Origin of the sequence: Bifidobacterium vansinderenii (assembly GCF_002234915.1) — a bacterium.
Lineage (GTDB): Bacteria > Actinomycetota > Actinomycetes > Actinomycetales > Bifidobacteriaceae > Galliscardovia > Galliscardovia vansinderenii.
In genome coordinates, this window is sequence record NZ_NEWD01000018.1 from 1 (window position 1) to 25,449 (window position 25,449).

At 62.5% G+C, this 25,449-nt stretch carries 16 protein-coding genes; 14 read left to right on the forward strand and 2 right to left on the reverse strand.

Annotated elements, in window-relative coordinates; all coding sequences use genetic code 11:
- The first annotated feature begins 460 nt into the window (after positions 1–460).
- The 3 genes from murA (at position 461) to Tam10B_RS07085 (ending at position 4,688) form a co-directional block, all read left to right on the forward strand.
- Positions 461–1,783: a UDP-N-acetylglucosamine 1-carboxyvinyltransferase gene (gene murA, locus Tam10B_RS07075; RefSeq protein WP_093960555.1), complete on the forward strand. Its 1,323-nt coding sequence runs from the start codon at positions 461–463 to the stop codon at positions 1,781–1,783.
- 879 nt (positions 1,784–2,662) lie between these two features.
- Positions 2,663–3,550, forward strand: coding sequence for a lysophospholipid acyltransferase family protein (locus Tam10B_RS07080; RefSeq protein WP_093960556.1), 888 nt, complete (start codon positions 2,663–2,665; stop codon positions 3,548–3,550).
- Positions 3,551–3,953: 403 nt separating this feature from the next.
- On the forward strand, positions 3,954–4,688 hold the full coding sequence (locus Tam10B_RS07085) for an MIP/aquaporin family protein (protein WP_093960557.1): 735 nt from the start codon (positions 3,954–3,956) through the stop codon (positions 4,686–4,688).
- 340 nt (positions 4,689–5,028) lie between these two features.
- Here the strand turns inward: Tam10B_RS07085 and Tam10B_RS07090 are convergent, their stop codons facing one another.
- A complete protein-coding gene (locus tag Tam10B_RS07090; RefSeq protein WP_143248590.1) occupies positions 5,029–6,003 on the reverse strand; it encodes a hypothetical protein in 975 nt (324 codons plus the stop codon).
- Positions 6,004–6,091: 88 nt separating this feature from the next.
- On the opposite strand from Tam10B_RS07090, the gene Tam10B_RS07095 reads away from it, so the two are divergent.
- The 10 genes from Tam10B_RS07095 (at position 6,092) to Tam10B_RS07145 (ending at position 20,852) form a co-directional block, all read left to right on the forward strand.
- Positions 6,092–7,321, forward strand: a complete 1,230-nt coding sequence (locus Tam10B_RS07095; protein ID WP_093960559.1) for a glutamyl-Q tRNA(Asp) synthetase — start codon at positions 6,092–6,094, stop codon at positions 7,319–7,321.
- A 312-nt stretch (positions 7,322–7,633) separates the two neighbouring features.
- Positions 7,634–8,650 (forward strand): class C sortase, encoded by a 1,017-nt coding sequence (locus tag Tam10B_RS07100; RefSeq protein ID WP_233133646.1) that lies wholly within the window; start codon positions 7,634–7,636, stop codon positions 8,648–8,650.
- Positions 8,651–9,040: 390 nt separating this feature from the next.
- A complete protein-coding gene (locus tag Tam10B_RS07105; protein ID WP_158214157.1) occupies positions 9,041–11,905 on the forward strand; it encodes a Spy0128 family protein in 2,865 nt (954 codons plus the stop codon).
- A gap of 103 nt (positions 11,906–12,008) precedes the next feature.
- A complete protein-coding gene (locus Tam10B_RS07110) occupies positions 12,009–13,469 on the forward strand; it encodes an isopeptide-forming domain-containing fimbrial protein (protein WP_093960562.1) in 1,461 nt (486 codons plus the stop codon).
- 528 nt (positions 13,470–13,997) lie between these two features.
- Positions 13,998–14,609 carry an HTH domain-containing protein gene (locus Tam10B_RS07115; RefSeq protein ID WP_198947551.1) on the forward strand — a complete coding sequence of 204 codons (612 nt, stop codon included), beginning with the start codon at positions 13,998–14,000 and terminating at the stop codon, positions 14,607–14,609.
- A gap of 266 nt (positions 14,610–14,875) precedes the next feature.
- Positions 14,876–15,739 (forward strand): YggS family pyridoxal phosphate-dependent enzyme, encoded by an 864-nt coding sequence (locus Tam10B_RS07120; RefSeq protein ID WP_093960563.1) that lies wholly within the window; start codon positions 14,876–14,878, stop codon positions 15,737–15,739.
- A gap of 543 nt (positions 15,740–16,282) precedes the next feature.
- Positions 16,283–16,837, forward strand: coding sequence for a hypothetical protein (locus tag Tam10B_RS13385; protein WP_198947552.1), 555 nt, complete (start codon positions 16,283–16,285; stop codon positions 16,835–16,837).
- Between the two features lie 84 nt (positions 16,838–16,921).
- Positions 16,922–17,737 carry a fumarylacetoacetate hydrolase family protein gene (locus Tam10B_RS07130; protein WP_093960564.1) on the forward strand — a complete coding sequence of 272 codons (816 nt, stop codon included), beginning with the start codon at positions 16,922–16,924 and terminating at the stop codon, positions 17,735–17,737.
- 563 nt (positions 17,738–18,300) lie between these two features.
- Positions 18,301–19,350 (forward strand): ABC transporter substrate-binding protein, encoded by a 1,050-nt coding sequence (locus tag Tam10B_RS07140; protein ID WP_093960605.1) that lies wholly within the window; start codon positions 18,301–18,303, stop codon positions 19,348–19,350.
- A 260-nt stretch (positions 19,351–19,610) separates the two neighbouring features.
- Entirely contained in the window at positions 19,611–20,852 is a 1,242-nt protein-coding gene (locus Tam10B_RS07145) for a nucleoside hydrolase (RefSeq protein WP_093960566.1), read from the forward strand.
- A gap of 39 nt (positions 20,853–20,891) precedes the next feature.
- Here Tam10B_RS07145 and Tam10B_RS07150 read toward each other — a convergent pair whose 3' ends face one another.
- Positions 20,892–21,821: an AEC family transporter gene (locus Tam10B_RS07150; RefSeq protein ID WP_093960567.1), complete on the reverse strand. Its 930-nt coding sequence runs from the start codon at positions 21,819–21,821 to the stop codon at positions 20,892–20,894.
- Between the two features lie 289 nt (positions 21,822–22,110).
- Between Tam10B_RS07150 and clpB the strand changes: the two genes are divergently transcribed.
- Complete coding sequence (clpB, locus tag Tam10B_RS07155) at positions 22,111–24,780, forward strand: ATP-dependent chaperone ClpB (protein WP_093960606.1); 2,670 nt, start codon at positions 22,111–22,113, stop codon at positions 24,778–24,780.
- Positions 24,781–25,449 lie beyond the last annotated feature (669 nt).

A 25,449-nucleotide genomic window follows, 5' to 3' on the forward strand; every position in this document is an offset into this window, starting at 1 on the left:
GGCGAACATCCACTGTGCGATAGCGAAAACCCTCGGACTCTACCAAGGGCAGCAAACGCAACGAGCGCAAGCAAGCCGCGCAGCCCACGAATAAAGGGGAAGGAACGCGGATCTGGCGCAGCGCATCAAGCAGGCGCGATAAGCGGCGGCGATGCGCGGTAGTCGTTGATGCGTGGGTGATGCGCGGTCGGCGTGCGTTGATGTGCGGTCGGCAATGGCGTGCAGTGCACGACGCCGACCGTCATCGTGAATCCCGTCGATCGTGCGCCACGCAAATGGCGTATCCCAACAAAATGGTGTATCTCACTGGCATACAGCGCTCTTCCCGCGGCTGATATGCCAGTGGCGATTTCACTGAGTCGCCACACCTGATATGGCAAACTAAGAGGTAGTCTTTCCCGGTCAACTGGAAGAAGCCGGCGAAAACCAAGAATTTCAGACGAAATCGAAGGAGCGGTTCGTGAATTCTGAGAATGACGTGTTGCGCGTAGTCGGCGGCAAGCCGCTGAACGGCAAAATCAAGGTGCGCGGAGCCAAGAACTTCGTCAGCAAGGCGATGGTCGCCGCGCTGCTCGCTCCGGGCGTTTCCGTACTGAAGAACGTTCCCGAAATCCGTGACGTGCACGTGGTGTCCGACCTGCTGCGCCTGCACGGCGTGAGCGTGAACGTGGACGGCGACAAGGGCGTCGTGACCATCGACGCCTCCCACGTGGAGCTCGCCAACGTGGCCGACGTGGACACGCTGTCCGGCTCCTCCCGCATCCCGATCCTCTTCTCCGGCCCGCTGCTGCACCGCCTCGGCGAGGCGTTCATCCCCGCGCTCGGCGGATGCGCCATCGGCGGCCGACCCATCGACTTCCACCTCGAGACGCTGCGCAAGCTCGGCGCCACCGTGGACAAGGAACACAAGGACGGCATCCACATCACCGCGCCGAACGGCCTGCACGGCGCCAAGATCCACCTGCCCTACCCGTCCGTCGGCGCCACCGAGCAGACCCTGCTCGCCGCCGTGCTCGCCGAAGGCAAGACCGAGCTGTCCGGCGCCGCCATCGAGCCCGAGATCATGGACCTTGTGTCCGTGCTGCAGAAGATGGGCGCCGTGATCTCCGTGGACGTGGACCGCACCTTCCGCATCGAAGGCGTCAAGGAGCTCAAGGGCTTCACCCACACGTCCCTCACCGACCGCATCGAGGCCGCATCGTGGGCCTCCGCGGCGCTCGCCACGCACGGCGACATCTTCGTCAAGGGCGCCACCCAGCCCGAGATGATGACGTTCCTCAACGTGTTCCGCAAGATCGGCGGCGAGTTCGACATCCAGGACGAGGGTATCCGATTCTGGCATCCGGGCGGCGACCTCAAGCCCGTGGCCATCGAGACCGACGTGCACCCCGGCTTCATGACCGACTGGCAGCAGCCGCTCGTCGTGGCCCTCACCCAGGCCAAGGGCCTGTCGATCGTGCACGAGACCGTGTACGAGAACCGTTTCGGCTTCACCAAGCCGCTCGTGCAGATGGGCGCCACCGTGCAGCTGTACCGCGAGTGCCTCGGCTCCCTGCCGTGCCGCTTCCAGCAGCGCAACTACAAGCACTCCGCGGTGATCTTCGGACCCACCCCGCTCACCGGACGTGACATCGACGTGCCGGATCTGCGCGGTGGATTCAGCCACCTGATCGCGGCGCTCGCGGCCGAAGGTCCGTCCACCGTGCGCGGCATCTCGCTGATCGACCGCGGCTACGCCGACTTCCGCGGCAAGCTGGCCGCCCTCGGCGCCGACTTCGAGTAGGGGTGCTGGTGAGGTTGGCCGGGGCCGGGCCGTGAGGTCTGGGTCGTAAGGCCTAGGGCGGCTGACATTGGCTGACGTTTTGGGAAACGGGAGACATGCGCGTTTCCGGTGTCTGAATGACATCGGCGCGTGTGTCTCCCGTTTTTGCGTCTGGTTGTGTCTGGTTGCGGTGGGTTTGGGGTGGGTTGGTGTTCGTTGGGTGTGTTGGGTTTGTTGGGTGTGCTGGGTTGGCAGTGTCTGTTGGTGGTGTTTGTTGGGTGTGTTGGTGATGGGCGAAAAGTTCGGAAACCGTTTCGCAACCATCAAGGGTGGGTTGGTGTTTGTTGGGGTGTGTTGGTGTCTGTTGGTGATGGGTTGGTGACGTCTGTTGGTGTATTGGTCTGTTGGGGTGTGTTGGTGATGGGTTGGTGTGTTGGTGTTGGGTGTGTTGGTGTTTGTTGGGGTGTTGGGTGTGTTGGTGTTTGTTGGGTTTGTTGGTGTCTGTTGGTGGCGGGGCCCTCCCTCAGTCACGCTGCGCGTGACAGCTCCCTCCCGTGGAGGGAGCACGGGGGAGTTGTTTCACTATCCGTCGCGATCTCCGAAGGGGCGGCTCTCGTTTATGTGCTCTAGTCCGTTGAGACGAGGTCAGAGGCGTTGTCGGGACTCAGGTGAGCCGACAGACGAACGCGGGGGAGCGCGTCGGTCGTGAGGTCGTCAGTTTTTGCGGGAGCGGGTCGAGTGCGTAGTGCTCCCTCCAGGGGAGGGAGCTGGCCGCCGCAGGCGGTCTGAGGGAGGGATCCGACCTCTTGGACGGTTCCGTTTCCTCTTTGCCCCGCACAATCCCGCCCACACCTTGCCGCCCACAGCCCCACGCCCACACCTTGCGGCACAATGGGGAGCATGGTATCTCCCGGAAAACCCTCACCCCGCTCCTCGGTCAAGCCGCTGAGCGACGAACAGGTGGCCAGGCTGGCCCGCAAGCACAAGCTCGTCAATCCGATGCACAATCACCCCACCGGTCCGCGTCGCGACAACGTCGCCGAGATCAATGCGCAGAACCCCAAGGCCACGCAGCGACTGCTCGACGCCTGCGCGTGGGTGGTGCGCTCCCGGTGCAAGCCCAAGGCGTGGGGCTTGGAGAACGTGCCGGAGGAGGGCGTGTTCATCACCGCGTGCACGCACGTCACCCTGTTCGACGTGTTCATTCCCATGGCTGCCATGTTCTATCAGGGGCGCAGGCCGCGTTACATGGCCAAGGCGGAGATGGCCAGCTGGCCGATCATCGGCAAGTGGTTCCAGCTGGTGGGCATGCAGCCCGTGCCGCGGCGCAAGGGCGAGGCGCTGGCCATCGAGAACGAGTCGATCCGCATCCTCACCTCGGGGCGTCCGCTGACTATCTGGCCGGAGGGCACGCTCACGCGCGATCCGAAGAAGTGGCCGATGAGCCTCAAGCCCGGCATGGCATACATCGCGCTCGAGGCGTGCCGCAAGCTCGGCCGCGAGATTCCGATCTTCCCGGCCGCGACGTGGGGTGCGGCGAGCATCAACCACTGGTGGCCGTGGCCTCGCAAGAACGTGGTGATGGGCTACGGCTCCGCCATCGAGTATGCGGACCTGCTGGCCGACATGGATTCGTGGGGGAGTGCGCCGCCCAAGGAGGCAGTGGCCGAGCTGACCCGACGCGTGCGCGTACGGCTCGAGGAGATCGAGGCCGAGATCCGCGGCGAGGAGCCCCCGGCCGAAGGCTACTGGGACTACCGCACCATGAAGCGCGTCCCCCGCGACTGAGCGCCGGCAAGCTACTTGGTTTCGGCGTGACGGTTTGATAGGCCGTAGCTATGGGCTGTGGCTCCCCTCCAGATGAGGGGGCTGTCTGACCCGCATGTCCTTAGTGTGATCACACTAGGTGGCTCCCCTCCCGCGGAGGGGAGCTGTCCGGCCGCGCCGGACTGAGGGGAGTCTCGAATAGGCGAAAGTCTTCCGTTTCCTTCGCGTCTCCCTGTCGTGTTCCGACACCCTCCTTGTTTGTCCTGAGCGCGGGTAGAATTGCGACTGTTTGCCTTATGGCATCAGTATCAGAGAGAGCATCGCGAATCCAAGGATCCTCGGGGACCCATGCCCAGTTTTCGGGCGCCACGGGCCTCGAAGCGCATTACGACGGATCGCACGTTTCAATACCTGAAGGACGATTGTGGAATACTCGCTTATGACCAAGCTTGCCGCCGAGTTCGTCGGCACGGCAATCCTCATGATCTTCGGCAACGGTTCCGTGGCCAACACCGAACTCAAGAACACCAAGGGCTACCACGCTGGATGGCTGAACATCGCCATGGGCTACGGTTTCGGCGTGATGTTCCCCGTGCTCATGTTCGGTGGCGTCTCCGGCGCGCACATCAACCCGGCCATGACGATCGCCCAGGCGGTCAACGGCATGTTCCCGTGGAATGAGGTCGCCCCCTACATCATCGCCCAGCTGCTGGGCGCCGCTGTCGGTCAGCTTGTGGTGTTCGCCACCTACTACCCGCACTACCGCGACACCGAGGACCCGGAGGCCATCTTCGCTACCTTCTCCACCACCGACGCTGAGGGCTCCCGCTTCAACTACTTCCTCAACGAGTTCTTCGGCACGCTCGTGCTCGTGCTCGGTGCCCTCTGCTGCCTGCTGCTGCCGTGGGGTGCCAAGGATCTCGCCGCCGCCTCGATCGTGGTTGGCTTCATCGTGTGGGGTCTGGTCACCTCGCTCGGCGGCCCGACCGGCCCCGGTCTGAACCCGGCCCGTGACCTCATGCCGCGACTCCTGCACCAGATCCTGCCGATCGCCCACAAGGGCGGCTCCCGCTGGAACGAAGCCTGGATCCCGGTTGTGGCCCCGATTGCCGGCGCCATTGTGGGTGCCTTCCTCTACAAGGTGCTCTTCGCCGCCTGATCCTAAGGATCTCGACGTCTTCTTGAAAAGCCCGATGCCTTACGGCACCGGGCTTTTTTCTTTTCCGGTTCACAAATCGAAGATACCTGACAGAGACCGTTGAAATTCCGCGCGGAAATCTCCGTATCTTCGATTTGTGAACCGTCTCATTCCGAGCCAAGCGCCAAAAGACACACTTTGTTCTCTTTTTGGTAGAAAAGAAACCCTTAAAAGGGGAAAATGTAAGGTTTTGAGTGGTTTTCTCTAGGTCTCCGAAGAGAGCGGTTCACAAATCGGAGATACCTGGATTCCTCCGCGTATTTTCAAGGACAAATTTCATCTATCTTCGATTTGTGAACCGCTAATTCCTGTGCCGCCTCCGATCGGACAATTCCCAGACACTCATGGGAGGTTCCGTGACGTACATTTCCGCTCCATTGGCATGCAACGCACGCTCCACATCCCGGAAATACCGAATCAGTGCATCCTCGCTGGCCAGCGTGGCGGCAGTCGCCACGAAAACGCTCCACCCCGCGGCGATCCAGCGGTTCCGCTTCTCCCAATCCCTTTCCCATTGCTCTCTGCTGGTGAAGTGGTGCAAGCCGTCATATTCCAAAATCACCTTGAACTCGGGATACCCCATGTCTGCATGGTTGACATGGCCTCGTGTGTTCACAGGAAAGTTCACTTCGGGGCAGGGGAGCCCGAACCTCATCGCATGAAGGCGAAGCTCGGTTTCCTTAGGCGAATCCGTACCCTCCCGTAGCAATGGCAACATGCGGGAGAACCTGCAACTGCCCTTGAATCTGCTATGCAGCAACTGCCTGAAGTCCGTCATCTCTGCGCGTCTGAGATTCGAATTGCGGCATAGCAGCGTATCTCCCGAAACGACCAGTTGCCCGAACTCCATGTGCATGCTCATCTGCGCGAGAGCATGCGTCGGACTGATACATGGCACGTTATAGATGTCTACGAAGGAGTCCGGCTCGGAAAGTAACGGCCATATGTGCCATGACACTCCGGTGATGCGATGCCTTCTGTGTCTGGGGTCCGGCGCGGATACATGAATGGTGCTGTCCCGAAGGTCGTAGTGCTCGGGAAGTGGGATGCCGAGTATCCGATATGCCGTGGTATGGCTGAAGACCGCGGTTCCGGGAAGCCGGGGGAGCAGGGGTTGAAGGCGGGAGATCGTGGTCTGCTGGGTTGCGGCGAGCCGTGAGGCGAGGAGGTCGGTGCTGGGGATTCCGGTGAGTTCGTACATGGCTGCGAGCGTAGGCGCGTGCGCCAATTCTCGCTCGAGCGCCCAGTGCAAAAGTGGATAAGTGGAATAACCCAAGAGTTATCCACATTCTCCGACCCCATTGCCTCCTACGAGTCGGGTACACTCAGGGCGGAAGATCATAATGGGCGAAGGATTATGTGGAATGGCTGAATGTCGAATCGTTGATGACGGACATCGGGATGATCGAAGCGCACACGTCGCGCTTCCGAACACCTCGGCCGGTTCCGCTGGCCTCTCCAAGCCTTCCGCCCCCGTCGAATCCAACCTCTCCGGTTCGTCCGAGTCCCAGCGCCGAGTAGGGCGTCTGGCCCCTTCCCCCACCGGTCGCATGCATATCGGCAACGTGTACGCGGCGCTCGCCGCGTGGTTGAGCGTGCGCGCCCCGCGCCCGAGCGATCCGAACGACGGTCATCGCCCCGGCGTGCTGCGCCTGCGTATTGAGGACATCGACACCCCGCGCGTGCGCAAGGATGCCGACCGTTGGATCATGGACGACCTGCATTGGCTCGGCTTGGACTGGGACGGCGACCCGGTGTACCAGTCCAAGCGCGGCGACCTGTACGATCAGGCGCTGCACGACCTGCGCGAGGCCGATCTGATCTACCCCTGCTTCTGCTCGCGCGCCGAGATCCGCGCCGCGTCGGCCCCGCAGGAGGGCGACGGTTACGTGATCTACCCCGGCACCTGCGCCCGACTCGATCCTGCCGAACGTGACCGGCGGCTTGCGGAGGGGCGCCGGCATTCCTGGCGCGTTCATCTTCCCGCCGCAGAGCAGCGCTTCGACGATACGGTGTTCGGTGAGCAGCATTTCGATCTGGCTCGGCAGATCGGCGACACGGTGCTGCGCCGCTCCGACGGCCTGTACGCGTATCAGCTGGCCGTAGTGGTGGACGACCTGCTGATGGGCGTGAACGACGTGGTGCGTGGCCGTGATCTGCTGCGTTCCACCGCCCTGCAGCTGTGGATCCGCGATCAGCTTTCGACCGCCGGCTGGCATGCTGTGGACAGCGACGACAACTCTGGGGATATCCCCACCCGCCCCGAAACCCTGCCTCCTGAAACCCTGCCTAACCCCGAAACCACGTCCGAAGCCTCCCGCATCCCCGCCCGCATCCGTTTCGCTCACCTTCCGCTGGTGGACGACCCGAGCGGCAAACGCCTGGCGAAGCGCGACCGTGCCCTCGACCTCGGCGTGCTGCGCGAGGAAGGTGTGACCCCGGAAGCGGTGATCGGCTACTGTGCATGGCTGCTGCGCTTGCAGGAAACCCCGCAGCCGGTGAGTGCGCGCGACTTGCTGACCGATTTCTCCTGGGAGCCGTTGCGCGCCGACCACGAGGACCGCGTCTGCGATCCGACCGTGCTATTCGGATAATTCCAGACATTCCAAACCCGGATACTCCAATCCCGGATAATCCCGCGAATTGCCGTTATTTGCGAACGGGGGTATGGCAAAGAAGGTGCCGGCGTTAGGATTGTGGCGTTGCGCTGCGCGGCCTCCCGTCGCCGTTCATGCCCGGCATGGGCGACGCGAGGAATCCGGCCTATATGAACGGCTGGGAATACCCGGCGTGGCCGATGCAAATGACATGGATGGGAGTCGGTAATGTTCGGTGGTCGTTCCTCTCGGCGCGCGAAGTCCGGTGGTCGTCATTCGGGCGGCGAGCCGACGCTGACCTCCGCCCCCATGTCCACTGCGTCCACCGTGCCCGCCGCATCCCCCGCCCAGACCTCGCTCTCGTTCGACGAGGCGATCGACATCACCGACGTCATTCAGAATCAGCGTCGCCTGCGCCGCAACCTCATCGTCATGCGCGTGATCACCGCGCTGCTGCTCATCGCCGCCGTATGCGTGGCGGGCTTCCCGCTGGCGTTGCAGTATCAGTCGGCGCAGCGCCTGGCACAGACGTCGAGCGACGCGCAGAAGCATGTGGCCGGCTGGCCGTATCCGAAGGCCGAGGAGGCGTTCAAGGCGGCGAAGGCGTACAACAAGAAGCTTGCGGCGTCCGGCCAGCCGGTGCTCGGCGAGGCGGTGGACCCGTTCACGGCGGCGTCCGGCGGCTCCAAGGCGAGCGACGAGGATTCCGCGTCGTCGAAGGACAAGGAGTATCAGTCGCTGCTCGATTCGGGCAATGGAGTGATGGGCACGATCCGCATTCCCAAGGTGTCGATCGACCTGCCGATCTACCACGGCACGTCCGAAACCGCGCTCGCGTCGGGCGCCGGCCACCTGTATGGGTCGAGCCTGCCGGTGGGCGGCAAGTCCACGCATTCGGTGATCACCGGACATCGTGGCCTGGTGGAGGCGATGATGTTCACGCGTCTGGATGAGTTGAAGACCGGCGATTTCTTCTACGTTGAGGTGATGGGCGAGAAGCTGGGCTATGAGGTGGACCGCATCACGGTGATCGAGCCGAACGACACGTCGCAGTTGAAGATCGTGCCGGGGGAGGATCGCATAACGCTGATGACGTGCACCCCGTATGGCGTGAACACGCATCGTCTGCTGGTGTCCGGGCATCGTGTGGCGATTCCTGTGCCCGCGCCCGATCCGAGTGATCTGCACGACGGCCGTACCGCGGGAATCATGACCGCGTCGATCATGCTGGCCGCCGGCTGGTTCCTCGTGACGCTGCTACGCCGACTGCGCCGTATGCCCTGGCGCGCCATGCACCACGCCAGCCTCTGGCCCCACCGCTGGTAGTTATACATTTGTGCTCCCTCCGGGGGAGGGAGCTGGCCGCCGCAGGCGGTCTGAGGGAGGGATTCTCCCATTCACCTCCCCAAACTTTGCCTCAAAAGCGCGCATCGCCGTGCGCAATCGAGCCCCCGATTATTGCGATGAGGTGAATTTTCGAGCTTTGAAACGACTTTTCCCTAACTCGGGGGTGCATGTCTGAGTCGCTGTTGTCCGTAACCCAAGTGGGTGCCAATGGGGGTGCGACACGAAAGTTGGTGGGTATATAAGGGGTGACGTGGGGTAGGGGGCTTCAGTCTACAGTGCCGTTCTGTTGGCACTGTTATGCGGCATTGCATGCGTAGGGGTGCATGGCACTGCTGCAATCTAGCGCCCGGCAAGGCGCAGGAAGAAGACATGACGAGAATGAAGAAGAACGAGAAGCCAGGAAGGGTAGGGGGTATCGGCGCCCGCCTTGTGGCGGTCGCTTCTGCCGCGGCGATGTTCCTAGCCGTTGCCGTAAGCGGCACGGCCATCGCGGCCACGACCGAATCGCCGTCGCCGACCACGACGCAGACGCAGGCGGCCCAGTCCGACCAGAAGACCTCGGACGCGAATTCCACTTCCACGCCGGATGCGACCAAGTCGTCCACTCCGACGCAGACCGAAACCTCCAAGTCCGGCAAGTCCACGACCGACTCCGCCACCTCCGACAGCAAGGTCGTCTCCAAGGACAAGCAGGCCGCCGCAACCCCGGCCCCCGCCGCCGTAGCCGCCGCCCCGCAGGCGCGTTCCATTTCTGGCATTACGGCTGAAGCATGGACCAGTAACCAGCATCATGAAGATTCTGATGTGTATCTCTCCGGTGGTACTGAGGGGCTGAATAGAGTCAATGGCATGGCCGTTCAGGATTTGGCCTACACAAAGAACGGTTACACGTTCTGGAAGGCCAGCCTGAAGGGTTCTGATGGCTATCAGGACTATGGTGATAAGCAAGACACCACCGCTGGCAATAATCAGTCGAATACGGGTGCGACGGTAACCCGAATCCGTTACCAGTCGGAAAGTCTGCAGTTCCTGATTAACGGCAATTGGGTGACGCCTAATAATAGCTATGACTCCGATCTGCAGCTTGTGTTCTATTACCTGCAGGATCAGCAGGTGGGCGATTACGCCACGTTCCATATGTCCGACTGGTTCGTTGGCGATTTTAATGCCAGCGATTACAGTACGGGCAGCAACAGCCTGTGGACGTCCAAGGCAGTCATTGCCGAGGTCGTCGATGCCGATACCAATCAGCAGCTGGCCAAGTCCGACACCATGTACTACTACAACACGCATGCCGGTGTGAACAACATCACCGCCAGCGAGCAGAATCTGGGCGAGTACGAAATCCTGTATGTCGCGAAATACAAGGCATCCAATCAGAATTCGCAGCGTTCTTGGACCTCCACGAATAAGAGCGGCGACCCGCTGGAGACCTACACGGTCAACGACATGAAGACCGGCATGGAAACCCACTGGAACAAGAACGCTTCCAGCCCCAACAGCTCCTCTGATCCGTACCATGTGATCTTCACCATCTACGTGCACAAGACCGCGCAGGTGAGCCTCGTCAAGCATCTGGACGGCAATGATACGAGCGAGTACCAGAACCAGAACTTCACGTTCTCCGCAAAAGTGACGCTGCCTGAAGGCTCCAAGTCCACGCTGCGTACCTCGTATCCGGCTCAGGGTCTTGCTGTGGGCTCCTCGGTGTCGATGGTCGTGGACGCGGACGGCAAGACCGGTACGATCACCGGTATTCAGGCCAAGCCCGACCAGCCCGTGACCATCAAGGGTCTGCCGAATGGTGCCAAGGTCGTCTTCACCGAGACCGGCACCCCGGGCAATGATCCCTCCGTCTTCACGACCGCCTATGTGAACGACAAGACGAACAAGATCGATGGCTCCGCCACCGCATACCCCGCCAAGGGAACCGGCAACGAAGCTCCGCAGACCGTCACCACCACCAATACGGTGAGCTCCGGCGAAGGCAAGATGACTGTGACCAAGACCTTCCATGTCAAGAATCTGACTTGGCAGGAACGCTCCGACCTCGCGGACGCCTTCCAGATCACGTCCACGGATAACAAGATCCCCGCCCTGACCACGAGGAACGCCAGCACCGTAACTGAAGGCGGTCTTACCGCCGATGATGCGGACACGGTTACCTACACGTGGAACATGAGCCGTTTGGAAACCGGCAAGGTAACGCTCACCGAGCAGAACTATCAGGCCGGCAGCAAGAACGTGACCACGTCCGCGACGTCCGCCACCAACGGCAGCGCATTCAAGCCGTCCGTTGACGCGACGATCACCAAGGACACACAGAGCGTGACGTTCGTGAACGAGTACGGCACCACGCCCATCGACGTGAAGATCACCAAGCAGTGGTCCGCCGAGATCGCCAACGATCAGAAGAAGCCGGTGAAGGTGAAACTCAACTGGAAGGGAACGGAGAAAAACGCCTCCGGAACCCAAGGCGAGTACACCTTGAATGCCGACGGCAAGTGGACCACCACTATCAAGAACCTGCCGAATCACACCGCCGATTACGGTGACATCACCTACTCGGTGGAGGAAACCTCCGTGGATGGCAAGACCCCGACCGAGGCCGGATTCAAGGTTGATGTGACCGGAGACCAGACCAAGGGCTTTACGGTGACGAACTCTCCCGCCAGCATCAAGCTTGCTGCAAACGACTTCGTGCAGGTGAAGAAGAAGCTCGCCGGCCGGACTTGGAATGATCTGCCCGCTGATGGTTCGTTCCAGTTCGAGCTCAAGGCCAGCGACAGCGCTCCGCTGCCCAAGGACGCCAAGGGCAAAGACGTGTCTTCGATCGCGATTTCCGCGGCGGACAAGGACTCCGACAACCTGTCCAAGGCCAAGACGTTCGGTGACATCACCTACACGTCGATCGGCACCTACACGTACACGCTCACCGAGAAGCAGCAGGGGAAGATCCCCGGATTCAGCTACTCGGATGCCGTGTTCACCGTGACGGTGAAGGTTGATTCCCTGACCGCTAACGGTGTGGTCGTCACCGTTGCCAAGACCTCCGGGTCGAACGGCGAGGTTTCCGAGGACAACGTCGCGATCTTCACCAACGCCTATGTGGCTGTGTCCCAGCTGCCGCTGACCGGTGGCACTACGGGACGTGCATGGCTGGTTGCCGGCGGTGTGCTGCTGGCGATGGCCGGAGCGAGCTACGCGGTGTGGCGCAAGCGTCAGATGGCGTGAGCTCCGGTTCCGAACAGAAAAGATTTGCGGTCGCGGAAGGCGTGAGTCCTTCCGCCTCCGCGACCCATAAGAAATATCAAGTAAGGAAAGAGAGGGTTTTCTCATGAAGTTGAGGAAGCTTTTCGCGGGTGTCGCCGCTGCGGCGACCCTGCTTGGTGGCATGGCGTTCGGCGCCGCCACCGCTAACGCGGCCGCTGGTGATTCGTCCACCATCGTGCTGAACGGTAACGTGGCCGGTCGTACGTTCACCGCGTACCCGCTGGGCACCTACACGGATGTTCAGGGTACCGATACCGACATCACGTCGCTCGGCCTGAACCAGAACACCGAGTGGACCCCGTCGATCGCTCAGGCTGTCGCGAATGCTGGCATCACTGTTCCGGATCAGTACAAGGGCAATGAGCTCGCCTACGTGTCCACGCTGAACCAGACCACCGAGGGCGCCAAGCTTCGTGCTTTCGCCGAAGAACTCGCCAAGGCGACGGCTAAGCCCGCCAATCCGACCGTTGTCAAGGCTGCTGCCGACGCCACGAACGTGACCCTTGACGTGCCGACCGATGGCTGGTACCTCGTGACCGATTCCAATGGTGCTCCGATCCTCGTGGGCACGAAGGCCACCAAGGGCAACACCGTGTACACCACGCTCAACGGTACCCAGCTCGGTGAGGCTGAAGTGAAGCCGAACACTCCCGACACCCCCAAGAAGGAAGTCACCAACACCGATAAGGGCAGCGTGAGCCTGGGCGACACCCTGAGCTACAAGATCACCGCCAAGGTGCCGAACACCACTGGCTACGAGACCTTCGCCTACTACCTGCAGGATGTTGCGTCCAAGGGCCTGACCGTGAACAAGGACTTCAAGGTCACCCTTGACAGCAAGACCCTGACTGAGAACAAGGACTACACCCTCACGGTGACCCCCGACGCCGAGACTGGTAAGACCACCACGGTGATCAAGCTCAACAATGTGGCCGATCAGGGCGGTAAGGACATCGTCGTGACCTACACCGCCACCGTGAACGAGAATGCGGTCGATTCCGTGACCAACACCGCTTCTGTAAGCAAGGACAACGATACGTGGGTCGAGGGCACTCCCGTCGTGAAGAAGCTGTACGGCTTCTCCATCCACAAGACCGATGCTGCTGGCAAGGCCCTTGCTAATGCCGAGTTCACTCTGACTGGCGCCCCCAAGACCTACACGGGTAGCGCCAAGCTGACCACCGATGTCAACGGCAACCTGACCTTCAGCGGTCTGGCTGAGGGTACCTACACGGTCAAGGAAACCAGGGTGCCGACCGGCTTCCTGCAGAATGTGACCCCTGAGTTCCAGGTCACCATCGATGCTAACGGCGGCGTAGCCCTGACCAAGGCTGACGGTTGGAAGCTCGCCACCAAGGGTGAGGGCACGACGATCAACGTGAAGAACGTTGCCTCCATCACCGAGCTGCCGAAGACCGGTGCTGCGGGCATTGCTATGTTCGTGGCTCTGGGTGTGATGCTGGCTGGCGCCGCCGCCACGGTGTACGCCAAGTCCCGTCGCACCAACGCTGCGCTGCACGCCTGAGTGATCGGGCGCTGAGAGGCGCGTAGCCCTCCCTCAGTCACGCGTTGCGTGACGGCTCCTCCCATGGAGGGAGCACCCAGGGGAGGGCGACCTTCCTCGATCGGGCAGCCCCCTATGGGAGGCCTCCGAGGGAGGGGAAAAGTGCAAAAACCGGCGAAGGGCCGGGGTCGAACCAACTATTCGACCCCGGCCATTCGCGCATCCAGTGGTCGGCGCTTTTCGTAATAGCCCAAAACCCTTGAAAAACCAAGCCTCCACCCCTTCTCAAAGGGGTATGGTGCGAGGGGTTTAAGGGGTATAATGGACAACAATCTGATGCCATATGAGACGAGGCGGTGCAACCGGTTTCGCAACGTTGCGTCCCCAGACATCATCCTGATGTGGTTCCGCTGTCGGCATCGCCTTCGCAACGTCGCCGCCGCATCCGCGTCAATCCCAAAAGCAAGCCCTAAGTCACGACGGGCGTTGCATTGCGCGCAGCGGTTTCCGCGCGCAAACCTGGCACAAATCCATATGAAGGGGAAACTCATGAGAACCGGTGAATTCACCCAAGAAGAAATCACCTACCTGAGGTCGTTGCGGGCCGTGGCGCGCGTATCGAACGGCCGCATCCGGTACACCGAGGAGTTCAAGCGCGAATGCATGCGCCGGTACGCGGCGGGTGAATCCCCGGCTCGCATCTTCCGCGACGCCGGACTGGACTCGGCGCTGATCGGCTACAAGCGCATCGAACGCTGCATCTCGCGCTGGCGCGGCATGGAAAGTGCTCCCAAGGAGTCCGCTTCACCCGCATCCTTGTCTTCCGCCGGCACTGCCGACAATCACGCACAGACCGGCGACGACTATTCCGACGAGGCGTTTTCGCCGAATCTGGTCGTCCGTTCCGGTCGCCGTGACCTTCGCGACCTGCTGATCGCCCAGCAGGTGCGCCGCATCGCCGAACTCGAACACGAAGTGGCCGAACTGCGCACCGAAGTGCTCGCGGCCATCGACCACAGTGACGGCAGCGCCGATCACGCAGCCGAGGTGAACGGCCTGACGGACCTTACTCCCACGCCAATTGCAGCACCAATTGCCGAGCCAACCGCCACGACAACCGCCGACTCCGAAACATCTCGGGGGGGGGGGGCGTCTCTATGACAGTTTCGAAGGCGTCGTCTCCACTCTGGCGAGCCTTCCGCTGCCGACGTTCTTCCATCACGGCGCCGCCGTGCTCTCCTGCACGGCATAACGGAACGTCCCGCGCCGATCGGGTGGGTCGTGCACGAGCTGATCGGGTGATGCGGCAACGTCGCAAAGCGTACTAGCATAGCGTGCAGTAGCCTTGCCGACGCCCGCGCTTTCCATGCGAGCGACGTCCGGCGAGACATATGACAACGGCATACGACAAGGGGAAGCGGACCGCGATGGTTGCATACATGGAGCACAAGAATCTGGCCAACGAGACGATCGACGACGAGCGCAAACAGCAGATCGCCGACGGTGTTCACAAAGTGCTCGACGGCATCGCCGCCGCGGAATCCGACGCCGGCCGTACCGCCGGATCCGTGCGACTGCTCGCCGCCACCAAGACGCGTGACGTCGGCGAGATCATGGCCGCCATCGACGCCGGCGTGCGCATGATCGGCGAGAACCGTCCGCAGGAGATCGAGGTCAAGGCGCCCGGTCTCGTGCGCCAGTGTGCGAGCCGCGGATTCGCACTCGGCGAGGCTATGAACTCCGGCACCGAGGACGCGCAGGCCGCCGCAGCAGCCCTCGGCAACGCATCCGCGGCGGACCTCACCCCGCTGCCGTTCCACCTGATCGGCCAGCTGCAATCCAACAAGATCAATAAGGTGCTGCCGCACGTCACCACCATCGAATCCGTGGACAATCTCGCCCTCGCGCAGAAGATCGCCAAACGTGCCGTGACCCGCGGCATCACCGTGGGCGTGCTGCTCGAGGTCAACGAGTCCGGCGAGGAAAGCAAGTCCGGCTGTGAGCCCGACGAGGCCGCCGACCTGGCCGCGCAGATCGCCGAACTCGACGGTCTCCACCTCGAAGGCCTCATGACCATCGGCGCGCACGTGCACGACGAAGCTGTGATCCGCCGCGGATTCGCCCACCTGCGTGAGACCCGCGACGCGCTGCTCGCATCCGGTACCCCCGCGCTCGCCGACTGCCGCGAGCTGTCGATGGGCATGACGCAGGACATGGCGATCGCCATCAGCGAGGGCTCCACCATCGTGCGCGTGGGCACTGCCATCTTCGGCGAGCGCGCGTTCATCTGATGATCTTGCGGCGGGTCGCCGTTTTTGTTATCCAATTCGGATTCTGGTGGGTCGGGTAGCAGATTGCCGCCCGCTGCGACGGTCTCGTCCGCATCATGGACGCATTGTTCATTTTTGTTGAGAGATGATCGTTTTCGTGTTGTTTCGATTGTGACACGCCGAATGGGGGATGTCATTAGGGGTTGATTTTCTGTGCCCCCACCCCCTATCGCTCGGCATGTGATCGTTGACAACCGTGGATGCCGTTAAGCCCGAATTTCACCGAAAATGTGATCTGAATCACCGCTTGTCCATATGGCGAGTACGCTAAAAACCAAATAAGGGGGTATGTATGGCATTTAAGGGGTCATCGCATCGTGGTGTATTATCGGTGAGATTCCCGAACGCACGCCTTGAATAACTAAGGGCTGCACAACGAAGACAGAGGCGAATCGACAGACACCAGCTCTCGCCACCCTTGGCGGGGGGGGGGGGGGTGATAGTTGCCGCGAGGGAGCAGATCCCGAGTGTGACGATTCTCCTGCGCGGCAAAGGAGGATGGACATGATGGAGCGTAAGAAGTTTACGCGCAAGCAGGCGGCATATCTGCGCTCGCTGCCTGCCGTGGAACGGGTGGTCGACGGACGCGTCACCTATTCCGAGTCGTTTAAGCGTCACTGCATGCGTCGCTACGCGGCTGGCGACTCCCCGGCCGTGATCTTCCGCGAAGCCGGACTCGACTCCAGCGTGATCGGCTACAAGCGCATCGAACGATGCATCGCCCGCTGGCGCAAGACCATCATGCCGTCCATGGAGGAATCCGGCGAACTCACGCCTGAAACCATCGCCGAAGAGGCGGCCGGTGTGGTCAACGCGGAATCCGAACCGTTCCGCATGTCCTACGAAAAGCTGTTGGAACGTCAGATCAACCGCATCGACGAACTCGAACACGAACTCAGCTCCCTGCGCCGCCAGCTCGTCCGTCAGCAGAAGCAGGCGCTCGCCGAACGCGACAAGGAGATGCGCGAACGCGTCGCGCAGCAGGCGAACGCGCAGACGGGCGATGATCGCGACGCCGATACCGACTCGGCCGGTCCGGCCGACCCGGTTGAGCTGTGACTCATGTGACCCATATGACCCGACGGCCGGCATCGCGCCGACGGCTGACGGCGTAAACGACGGACCACGGCATACACTGGTCGTATGAGAATCGCACGTTTTTCCCTCAACGACAAAGTCCGCTACGCATTCGTGCAGACCGACGAGAACGACGGCAAGGACTATCTGGTGGCCCTTGACGGATTCCCGCTCGGCGCCCAGGAGGTCAAGCCCACCGGCGAACGCTACGCCGTGGACTCCGACGGCATCCGTCTGCTCGCCCCCATCATCCCGTCCAAGGTGTTCGGCCTGGCCAAGAACTACCAGGCGCACACCGAATTCATGGCCAACAAGGGCCTGTCCGACATCAAGGTCGCACCCGAGGAGATGGTGATCTTCACCAAGCCGTCCACCTCCGTAATCGGACCCGACGATCCGATCGTGATCCCCAGCTTCTCCAACGACATGAACTACGAGCCCGAAGTGGCCGTGATCATCGGACGCATCGCCAAGAACGTGCCCGTCGAAAAGGCCATGGACTACGTGCTCGGCTACACCTGCGTGAACGACGTGACGCTGCGCGACGTGCAGGGCTTCGACCCCATGTGGACGCGCGCCAAGGGCTTCGACACCTCCTGCCCGCTCGGCCCGTGGATCCAGACCGACCTCGACTGGGCCAACACGCACATCGGCTTCAGCCTCAACGGCGAAGTGGTGCCCGAAGCCGCCGGAACCACCGCCGGACTGATCCACTCCATCCCCGCGCAGATCGCGGCCATCTCCCAGTTCTCCACGCTGCTTCCCGGCGACGTGATCCTCACCGGCACGCCCAACGCGTCCGGCACACTGCGCCCCGGCGACGAGGCGATCGTGCACGTGGAAGGCGTCGGCGACCTGCGCAACGTGGTCGTCCGCGGCTGACGGCATTCTACGGAAGGCGGGCGGAAGCGGCGTCGAGCCGCCGTCTCAGCGTTCTTTCAGCTTCTGTGAAAAGCATTACAAGCATTTTGTTCAGTAATGCGGAGGCTGGTGGGGTGGTTCTCCAAGAAAACGGCGGTTATATAAGAACTGTCAACGGAACAACACCGAAGACAACCACCGATCGGGGTGATCAACCTCACACAGCCTCCCGGTCAGCGGACATAACTGAAAACGCATAACTTCAACCTCATAATTGAATCTCTTCTTCCTCTCTTCCTCTTCACCCCGGCGGTCCTCTTCCTCCCGCCGGGGTTTTCCTTTATCCGGGGACGGGCGCACCCATGTCGCCATCCCCGCCCTATAATCGTCACGCTTCACCGCCAATGTGTGGCAAACCGACGTCGTCAAACCGTTCGGGGACATTGGACGAGCGGGGACCGGGCCCTCCATATCGTTCTCTGCCCTGTTCCCGTCTGGCACTCCCAGAGAACGATATTCTGAGGAAGAACTAGGGAATCATCATGACGAATCGTCGTACCAATCGTTTCGGTCGTCTCTCCGGCATGCTGCGCAAGGCCGTGGCCGTGGCCGCCGCGCTCGGCCTCGCCGGAACGCTCGCCGCATGCGGATCGTCCAACGACGCCGACAGCAGCGCCAACGGACTGAAGAAAGTGACCTTCATGCTCTCCTGGGCGCCCGACACCAACCACATCGGCGTGTACGTGGCCAAGAACAAGGGCTACTTCAAGGACGCCGGACTCGACGTCGACATCGTGGCCGTGGCCCAGGCCGGCGCCGAACAGGCCGTGAACAACGGCGCCGCCGACTTCGCGCTGTCCAACATGACCAACACCGCCGACTACAGCGTCAAGGGCGCCAAGATCAAGCAGGTCATGCAGGTGCAGCAGAAGCCCAGCGCCATCTGGTGCGCGCTCGCCAGCAACACCGAGATCAAGAGCCCCAAGGATCTCGACGGCAAGACCTTCGCCACGTTCGGCTCCAACGAGTCCGACGCCGTGGTGCGCCGCATGATCCAGTTCGACGGCGGCAAGGGCGAGTTCGACAAGGTGACCGCCGGCACCAACACATTCCAGACGCTCAGCTCCGGCAAGGCCGACTTCGGCGGCTTCTACGCCACCTGGGAAGGCGTGCAGGCCGACATGTACGGCCCCAAGCTCAACTGCTTCACCGAGCCCGACTACGGCGTGCCCGGCAACGCCGACTCCATCGGCATCATCACCAGCGACAAGACCATCAAGAACGATCCCGAACTCGTGAAGAAGTTCGTGCAGGCCTCGCAGAAGGGCTACGAGTACGCGTACTCCAACCCGGACGACGCCGCGAAGATCCTCGTCAAGGAGGCGCCCGACGCCAACCTCAAGGAGGACTTCGTCAAGAAGAGCATGCACGTGATCGTCGACGGCCAGTACTGGGGTGACCCGGCCAAGATCAAGTCCGGCGAGTTCGTGCTCGGCACCAACGACTTCGTGGAGACGCAGAAGTACTTCGACTTCCTTGCGGAGGCGCACACCTACACCGATAGCAAGGGCAACACGGTCGACGTTACGCCGCAGGCCAAGGACGTGGCCACGAACGAGTTCCTCGGCGAGTAGGAAGGCGATTCCGGTCGCATGTGTTGATCACGCGGACCGGGTTGCGCTCACGCGGGCCGGGCGAGCCACGTGATACGGTTTTCAAAACGTTGGAATTGCAGCGGTTTGAAGCATGTGTCACGCGGCTCGCCCGGCCCGCGTGATATTGGGCCGATCCCGGTGACCGGGATACTTGGGATACCGGGATATTCGGGATCGTGGGATATGCATGGGCGATATGGGCGCGCATGTGCGCGGCGCGTAGATAAGGAGGACATGGCATGACGGATGAAACGAGACGAAACGATGGCCGGAGTCGGACGAGGATCGTGCTGGACGTGGACACTGGCATCGACGACACCCTGGCGCTGGCGTATCTGCTCGCCTCGCCCGAGGCGGACCTGCTCGGCGTGATCGGCGTGTACGGCAACGTGACCGCCGAGACCGCGGTGCGCAACAATCGCGATGTGCTGCGGCTGTTCGGACGGCCGGACGTGCCTGTGATGCATGGCATGCCGCGTCCGCTATGGGCCGACTGCTTCGAGGTGGACGAGGGGTGCGCCCGGTTCCACGGCGCCAACGGTCTGGGGAACGTGGATCCGGCGGAGTGCATGGGGGATGCGGTGTCTGCCGGTGCGGATGCCGGCGGCTCGGGCGAGACGGTTGATGCGGCGCCCGGCGAGGTGGCCGGTGGAATGCCGGCGTCGGGGCATAGGACCCTGACCGGTTCCGCGGAGCCGGTGCTGCCGGGGGAGGGCGTTCATACCTTCGCCGCGCGAGGCCGGGTGAAGTCGGTCGGCGGATACCGTGCCGAGGGGGAGGCCGAGCTTGAGGAGGTCGTGGCCGCGGAGCGCGCCGTGCGCCGGGCCGAAACCGAGGGCGTGAAGTTCATCGTCGACGCCGTGCGCCGCTATGGCCGCGAGGTGACGATCCTCGCCACCGGTCCTCTCACCGATGTGGCCGCCGCGATCGAAGCCGCTCCCGACATCGTGGACTCGCTGCGCGTGGTGATGATGGGCGGCGCGCTCACGCAGGAGGGCAACTGCTACGACCTGGTGTGCGAGACCAACATCATCCAGGACCCGGAGGCCGCGAACCGCGTGTTCCGCTCCGGCGCCGACGTGACGATGATCGGCCTCGACGTGACCCACCAGTGCCTGCTCACCCGCGCCGACGCGCAGACGTGGCGTGACACCGGCACGGCCCGAGGCCGGTTCCTCGCCGACATGGTGGAGTTCTACATCAACGCGAACGAGGACGCCGATCCTATGTTCCTCGCCGGAAGCCCGCTGCACGACCCGCTGGCCGCGGCCGTGGCGCTCGATCCCACGCTGGTGACCTGCTTCGACATCAACATGATGGTGGAGACCCGCACGGGCGACGGTCATGGCTTCCGCGGCCGCGCGATCGGCGATCCGACCCGACTGCGCTCCCCGCGCAAGACCGCGCATGTGGCGCTCGGCGTGGATGCGGGCCGGTTCGTGCCGCAGTTCCGCGACCGCGTGGTCTCGATCTGTCGCTGAACGTTCGAGGGAATGCCGCAAGCCCGCGTCTCGCGCGCATCACACGCCGGGCAGCAGCGCGTGGGCCACGGTCATGGCCACGAGGCCGATCACGGCGGTCACGGTGAGCGAGAACCCGGCGAGCTTGGCATTGCCGGTGAGCGAATCGGTGAACTTGGTGGAGAAGATCGTGATCGGCGAGAACGCCGCCAGCACCAGAATCTCGCGGATGCGCATGTCGAACGGCATGATGTACCAGGCCGCCAGCGCGATCACTACGCTGAACGCGGCGCGCCATGCGATCACCTTGAGCAGTTCGATCCGGTCCTTGTGCTCGGTCGGGATCTCCATCATCAGCCCGATCATGGCCATGGTCATGAACGCGTTGGCATTGGCGAACGGCGTGATCAGCGTGATGATCGGATCCGGGATCGTGATGTGCGCGAACATGAACACCAGCATGAGCATGTAGATGTCGAACGACACCGATCCCAGAAAGTCGTGCGCGATGCCGCGCAGTCGCAGCACGAGCGGCAGCGTCTTGAAGTTCTCGTCCATGTGCAGCAGCGTGCGCGTGATGGTGAGCGCGCCGGCCGTGGCCACCATGGCGTTGCCGATATCCATCATGATCACGGGCAGACCGGCGGACGCGCCCATGAACGTCTGGATGACGGGCAGGCAGAACGCGCCGAGGTTGAGACCGCTGGCGTTGAGCATCTGAAACGCACGGTAGGGCTTCTCGTCGCCGCGCGAACCGAAGTAGACGATGAAGAACGGCACGAGGCAGCAGATGAATCCGAACAGCACGATCCACAGCATGTGCATGTCGTGCTTGTTGGTGGCGAAGGAGAGAATGATGGCGCACGGCAGCGTCATGTTGAAGACGAGTCCCTGCGCCACCTTGTAGTCGCGCGGCCCGAAGATGTGCAGATGCTTGAGTGCGTATGCGCCGACGATGACCAGCAGCAGCGCTCCCGATTTGAAGATCATGATGACTTCTGACTTTGTGTTTCCCGATGTTTCGATTGCTTCGCTGATGATATGACGAGCTTGAGTATAGGAATCGCGCGTTGCCGGCGCCTTTCGGGGCCGGATGGTGGAACGGAAGACGGACTGTCGGCCAGGTGGGATCATCGATTTCAAAACTTGAGTCAAACACGCTCAAGTTTTGGGAATAATATGGATGCAGGTCCGGTTGTTCGTATCAGACAACGACTTCAACCGAAGGCGACGCCCGGCAATACGGAACGCCGCCGAACATGATATGGGAGGGAACATCATGGAACAGAACTTCACAAGGATGGCCCAGGAGGCCATCGGCGACGCCATCCAGAGCGCTTCCGCCGCGGGCAACGCGCAGGTGGAGACCCTGCACGTGCTCGACGCGCTGCTGCGCCAGCAGAACGGCGTGGTGCCCAGCCTCGTGCAGGCCGCCGGCGGCGACGTGCAGACGATCGGCGCCGCGGTGCGCAACGCTCTGGTCAAGCTGCCGAGCGCCAGCGGTTCGAGCACCTCGCAGCCGCAGGCTAGCCGCCAGCTGACCGCCGCGATCGCGCAGGCCGAAAAGGAAATGAAGGAGATGGGCGACGAATACGTGTCGACCGAGCACCTGCTCATCGGCATCGCCGCGTCCGCCCCGAACGAATCCGCCGAGATCCTGAAGAAGGCCGGCGTCACGCCCGAGGCGCTGCGCAAGGCCGTGCCGTCGATCCGCGGCGGCCGCAAGGTGGACAGCCCGGACGCCGAAGGCAGCTACAAGGCGCTGGAGAAGTACTCCACCGACCTGACCGCCCGCGCCAAGGAAGGCAAGCTCGACCCGGTGATCGGCCGTGATCAGGAGATCCGTCGTGTGATCCAGATCCTGAGCCGTCGTACCAAGAACAACCCGGTGCTGATCGGCGAGCCCGGCGTCGGCAAGACCGCCGTCGTCGAGGGTCTGGCCCAGCGTATCGTGGCCGGCGACGTGCCCACCACGCTGCAGAACAAGAAGCTCATCAGCCTCGACATGGGCTCGATGGTGGCCGGCAGCAAGTACCGTGGCGAATTCGAGGAGCGCCTGAAGGCCGTGCTCGACGAGATCAAGAACGCCGACGGCCAGATCATCACGTTCATCGACGAGATCCACACGATCGTGGGCGCCGGCGCTGCCGAAGGCTCCATGGACGCGGGCAACATGCTCAAGCCCATGCTGGCCCGTGGCGAACTCCGCCTGATCGGCGCCACCACGCTCGACGAATACCGCGAGAACATCGAGAAGGACCCCGCCCTCGAGCGCAGGTTCCAGCAGGTGTACGTGGGCGAGCCCAGCGTGGAGGACACGGTGGCGATCCTGCGTGGCCTCAAGCAGCGCTACGAGGCACACCACAAGGTGACGATCGGCGACGACGCCCTGGTGGCCGCCGCCACGCTGTCGAACCGCTACATCTCCGGACGCCAGCTGCCCGACAAGGCCATCGATCTGGTGGACGAGGCGGCCGCACACCTGCGCATGGAGCTCGACTCGCAGCCCGAGGAGATCGATGAGCTGCAGCGCAAGGTCACGCGTCTCGAAATGGAGGAGATGCAGCTGAAGAAGGCCGAGGACCCCGCGTCCAAGGAGCGTCTGGGCAAGCTGCAGGCCGATCTGGCCGACACCCGCGAGAAGCTGGCCGGACTCAAGGCCCGCTGGGATGCCGAGAAGGCCGGCCACAACAAGGTCGGCGACCTGCGCGCCCAGCTCGACGCCAAGCGCGTTGAGGCCGACAAGTTCACCCGCGAGGGCAACCTAGCCGAGGCCAGCCGCATCCTGTACGGCGAGATCCCGGCGATCCAGAAGCAGCTCGCCGCCGCCGAGAAGGCCGACGCCGAGGGCACTGAGGACGGCGACAACAAGCCCGAACCGATGGTGCCTGACCACGTCGATGCCGACTCCGTGGCCGAGATCGTCTCCGACTGGACCGGCATCCCCGTCGGCCGCCTGATGCAGGGCGAGAACGAGAAGCTCCTCCACATGGAGGACTACCTCGGCAAGCGCGTGATCGGCCAGAAGGAAGCCATCCAGGCCGTGTCCGACGCCGTGCGCCGCTCGCGTGCCGGCATCAGCGACCCGAACCGTCCGACCGGCTCGTTCCTGTTCCTCGGCCCCACCGGCGTGGGTAAGACCGAGCTCGCCAAGGCGCTCGCCGACTTCCTGTTCGACGATGAGAAGGCCATGGTGCGCATCGATATGTCCGAGTACATGGAGAAGGCGTCCGTGAGCCGTCTGATCGGCGCGGCCCCTGGTTACGTGGGCTACGAGGAGGGCGGCCAGCTGACCGAGGCCGTGCGTCGTCGTCCGTACTCGGTGGTGCTGTTCGACGAGGTCGAGAAGGCCAACCCCGAGGTCTTCGACGTGCTGCTGCAGGTGCTCGACGACGGTCGTCTGACCGACGGCCAGGGCAGGACCGTGGACTTCAAGAACACGATCCTGATCATGACGTCGAACCTCGGCTCGCAGTTCCTGGTGTCGCAGGACCTCGACGAGGACGCCAAGCGCAAGGCCGTGATGGACGCCGTGCACGCGAACTTCAAGCCGGAGTTCGTGAACCGTCTGGACGAGCTGGTGATCTTCCATCCGCTCACCCGCGACGAGCTTGGCGGCATCGTGGATATTCAGGTCAAGCAGGTGGCGTCTCGCCTGACCGACCGCAGGATCACGCTCGACGTGACCGACGCGGCCCGCGAGTGGCTGGCCGACACCGGCTACGATCCGGCGTACGGCGCTCGTCCGCTGCGTCGTCTGGTGCAGACCGAGGTTGGCGACCAGCTGGCCCGCATGCTGCTCGGCGGCAAGGTGCACGACGGCGACACCGTGCTGGTGGACCAGACCGGTGGTGAGCACCTTGAGCTCACGGCAATGCCGGAGGATCCGCTGGCCGATCGTGCCGGCGACGATCCCGACGTGAGCGTCGATCACATCGAGGCCGACTGACGACGCCTAGTCTCTGAACTCAATCGGGGCCCGCGCGATTCGTTGCGCGGGCCCCGATTCGTATTCGCCTGTATTCGCCGTCTCACATCCGTCGGCTGATTCTGGGTGAGACCGGTCCATTGATTCTGGGTATAACCGAATGATTTGGACGGTTCTGGGTATAACCGCATCATGAATCGGCTCGTTCCGGGTTCCCTGTGATGCGGTTATACCCAGATCCGGTTGAATATGGTCCGGTTATACCCAGATTCCCGCTGAAGCCAATCCGACTCGTCGACTGGTCAGGGCCAATAGGCCAATGAGAGCGATAACATTCAATAGAGGGTACTTAGGGGGTATTGCCCACCTCTTATCGCGGTTGTGATGGGTCGGCGTAGTTTTCGCTCTTTCGATACGTAATCTACGGTGTTATGTTACTTGCATCGCATGTTCGGATATGTTCGTTTGTTGCCAAAAAGTGCCAAGAAGCCCTTGTGCTTCAAGGGCTTTTCGGCGTGTCGCGCTCTCGAGGTGCCGGGGAGGCTTGAATTTCAAGGTTTCCCTTGACCTTCCCTAGGATTTCCCTTGAGGCCTTCCCCTCGTAGTCGTTTTGCAATGTAGCGTTAGGGGGTGTAAGGGTAGTGATAGATGGTGCACGAGGCTGTGTGCGTCCCATCCGTGATATTGCAA

What these genes read in the sequence shown, in the direction of transcription:
- Tam10B_RS07110 (WP_093960562.1), top strand. Translation starts at nt 12,009, where the DNA reads ATGAAGTTGAGGAAGCTTTTCGCGGGTGTCGCCGCTGCGGCGACCCTG.
- Tam10B_RS07115 (WP_198947551.1), top strand. Translation starts at nt 13,998, where the DNA reads ATGAGAACCGGTGAATTCACCCAAGAAGAAATCACCTACCTGAGGTCG.
- Tam10B_RS07145 (WP_093960566.1), top strand. Translation starts at nt 19,611, where the DNA reads ATGACGGATGAAACGAGACGAAACGATGGCCGGAGTCGGACGAGGATC.
- Tam10B_RS07095 (WP_093960559.1), top strand. Translation starts at nt 6,092, where the DNA reads ATGGCTGAATGTCGAATCGTTGATGACGGACATCGGGATGATCGAAGC.
- Tam10B_RS07100 (WP_233133646.1), top strand. Translation starts at nt 7,634, where the DNA reads ATGTCCACTGCGTCCACCGTGCCCGCCGCATCCCCCGCCCAGACCTCG.
- Tam10B_RS07140 (WP_093960605.1), top strand. Translation starts at nt 18,301, where the DNA reads ATGCTGCGCAAGGCCGTGGCCGTGGCCGCCGCGCTCGGCCTCGCCGGA.
- clpB (WP_093960606.1), top strand. Translation starts at nt 22,111, where the DNA reads ATGGAACAGAACTTCACAAGGATGGCCCAGGAGGCCATCGGCGACGCC.
- Tam10B_RS07150 (WP_093960567.1), bottom strand. Translation starts at nt 21,821, where the DNA reads ATGATCTTCAAATCGGGAGCGCTGCTGCTGGTCATCGTCGGCGCATAC.
- Tam10B_RS07120 (WP_093960563.1), top strand. Translation starts at nt 14,876, where the DNA reads ATGGTTGCATACATGGAGCACAAGAATCTGGCCAACGAGACGATCGAC.
- Tam10B_RS07105 (WP_158214157.1), top strand. Translation starts at nt 9,041, where the DNA reads ATGACGAGAATGAAGAAGAACGAGAAGCCAGGAAGGGTAGGGGGTATC.
- Tam10B_RS07080 (WP_093960556.1), top strand. Translation starts at nt 2,663, where the DNA reads ATGGTATCTCCCGGAAAACCCTCACCCCGCTCCTCGGTCAAGCCGCTG.
- Tam10B_RS13385 (WP_198947552.1), top strand. Translation starts at nt 16,283, where the DNA reads ATGATGGAGCGTAAGAAGTTTACGCGCAAGCAGGCGGCATATCTGCGC.
- Tam10B_RS07130 (WP_093960564.1), top strand. Translation starts at nt 16,922, where the DNA reads ATGAGAATCGCACGTTTTTCCCTCAACGACAAAGTCCGCTACGCATTC.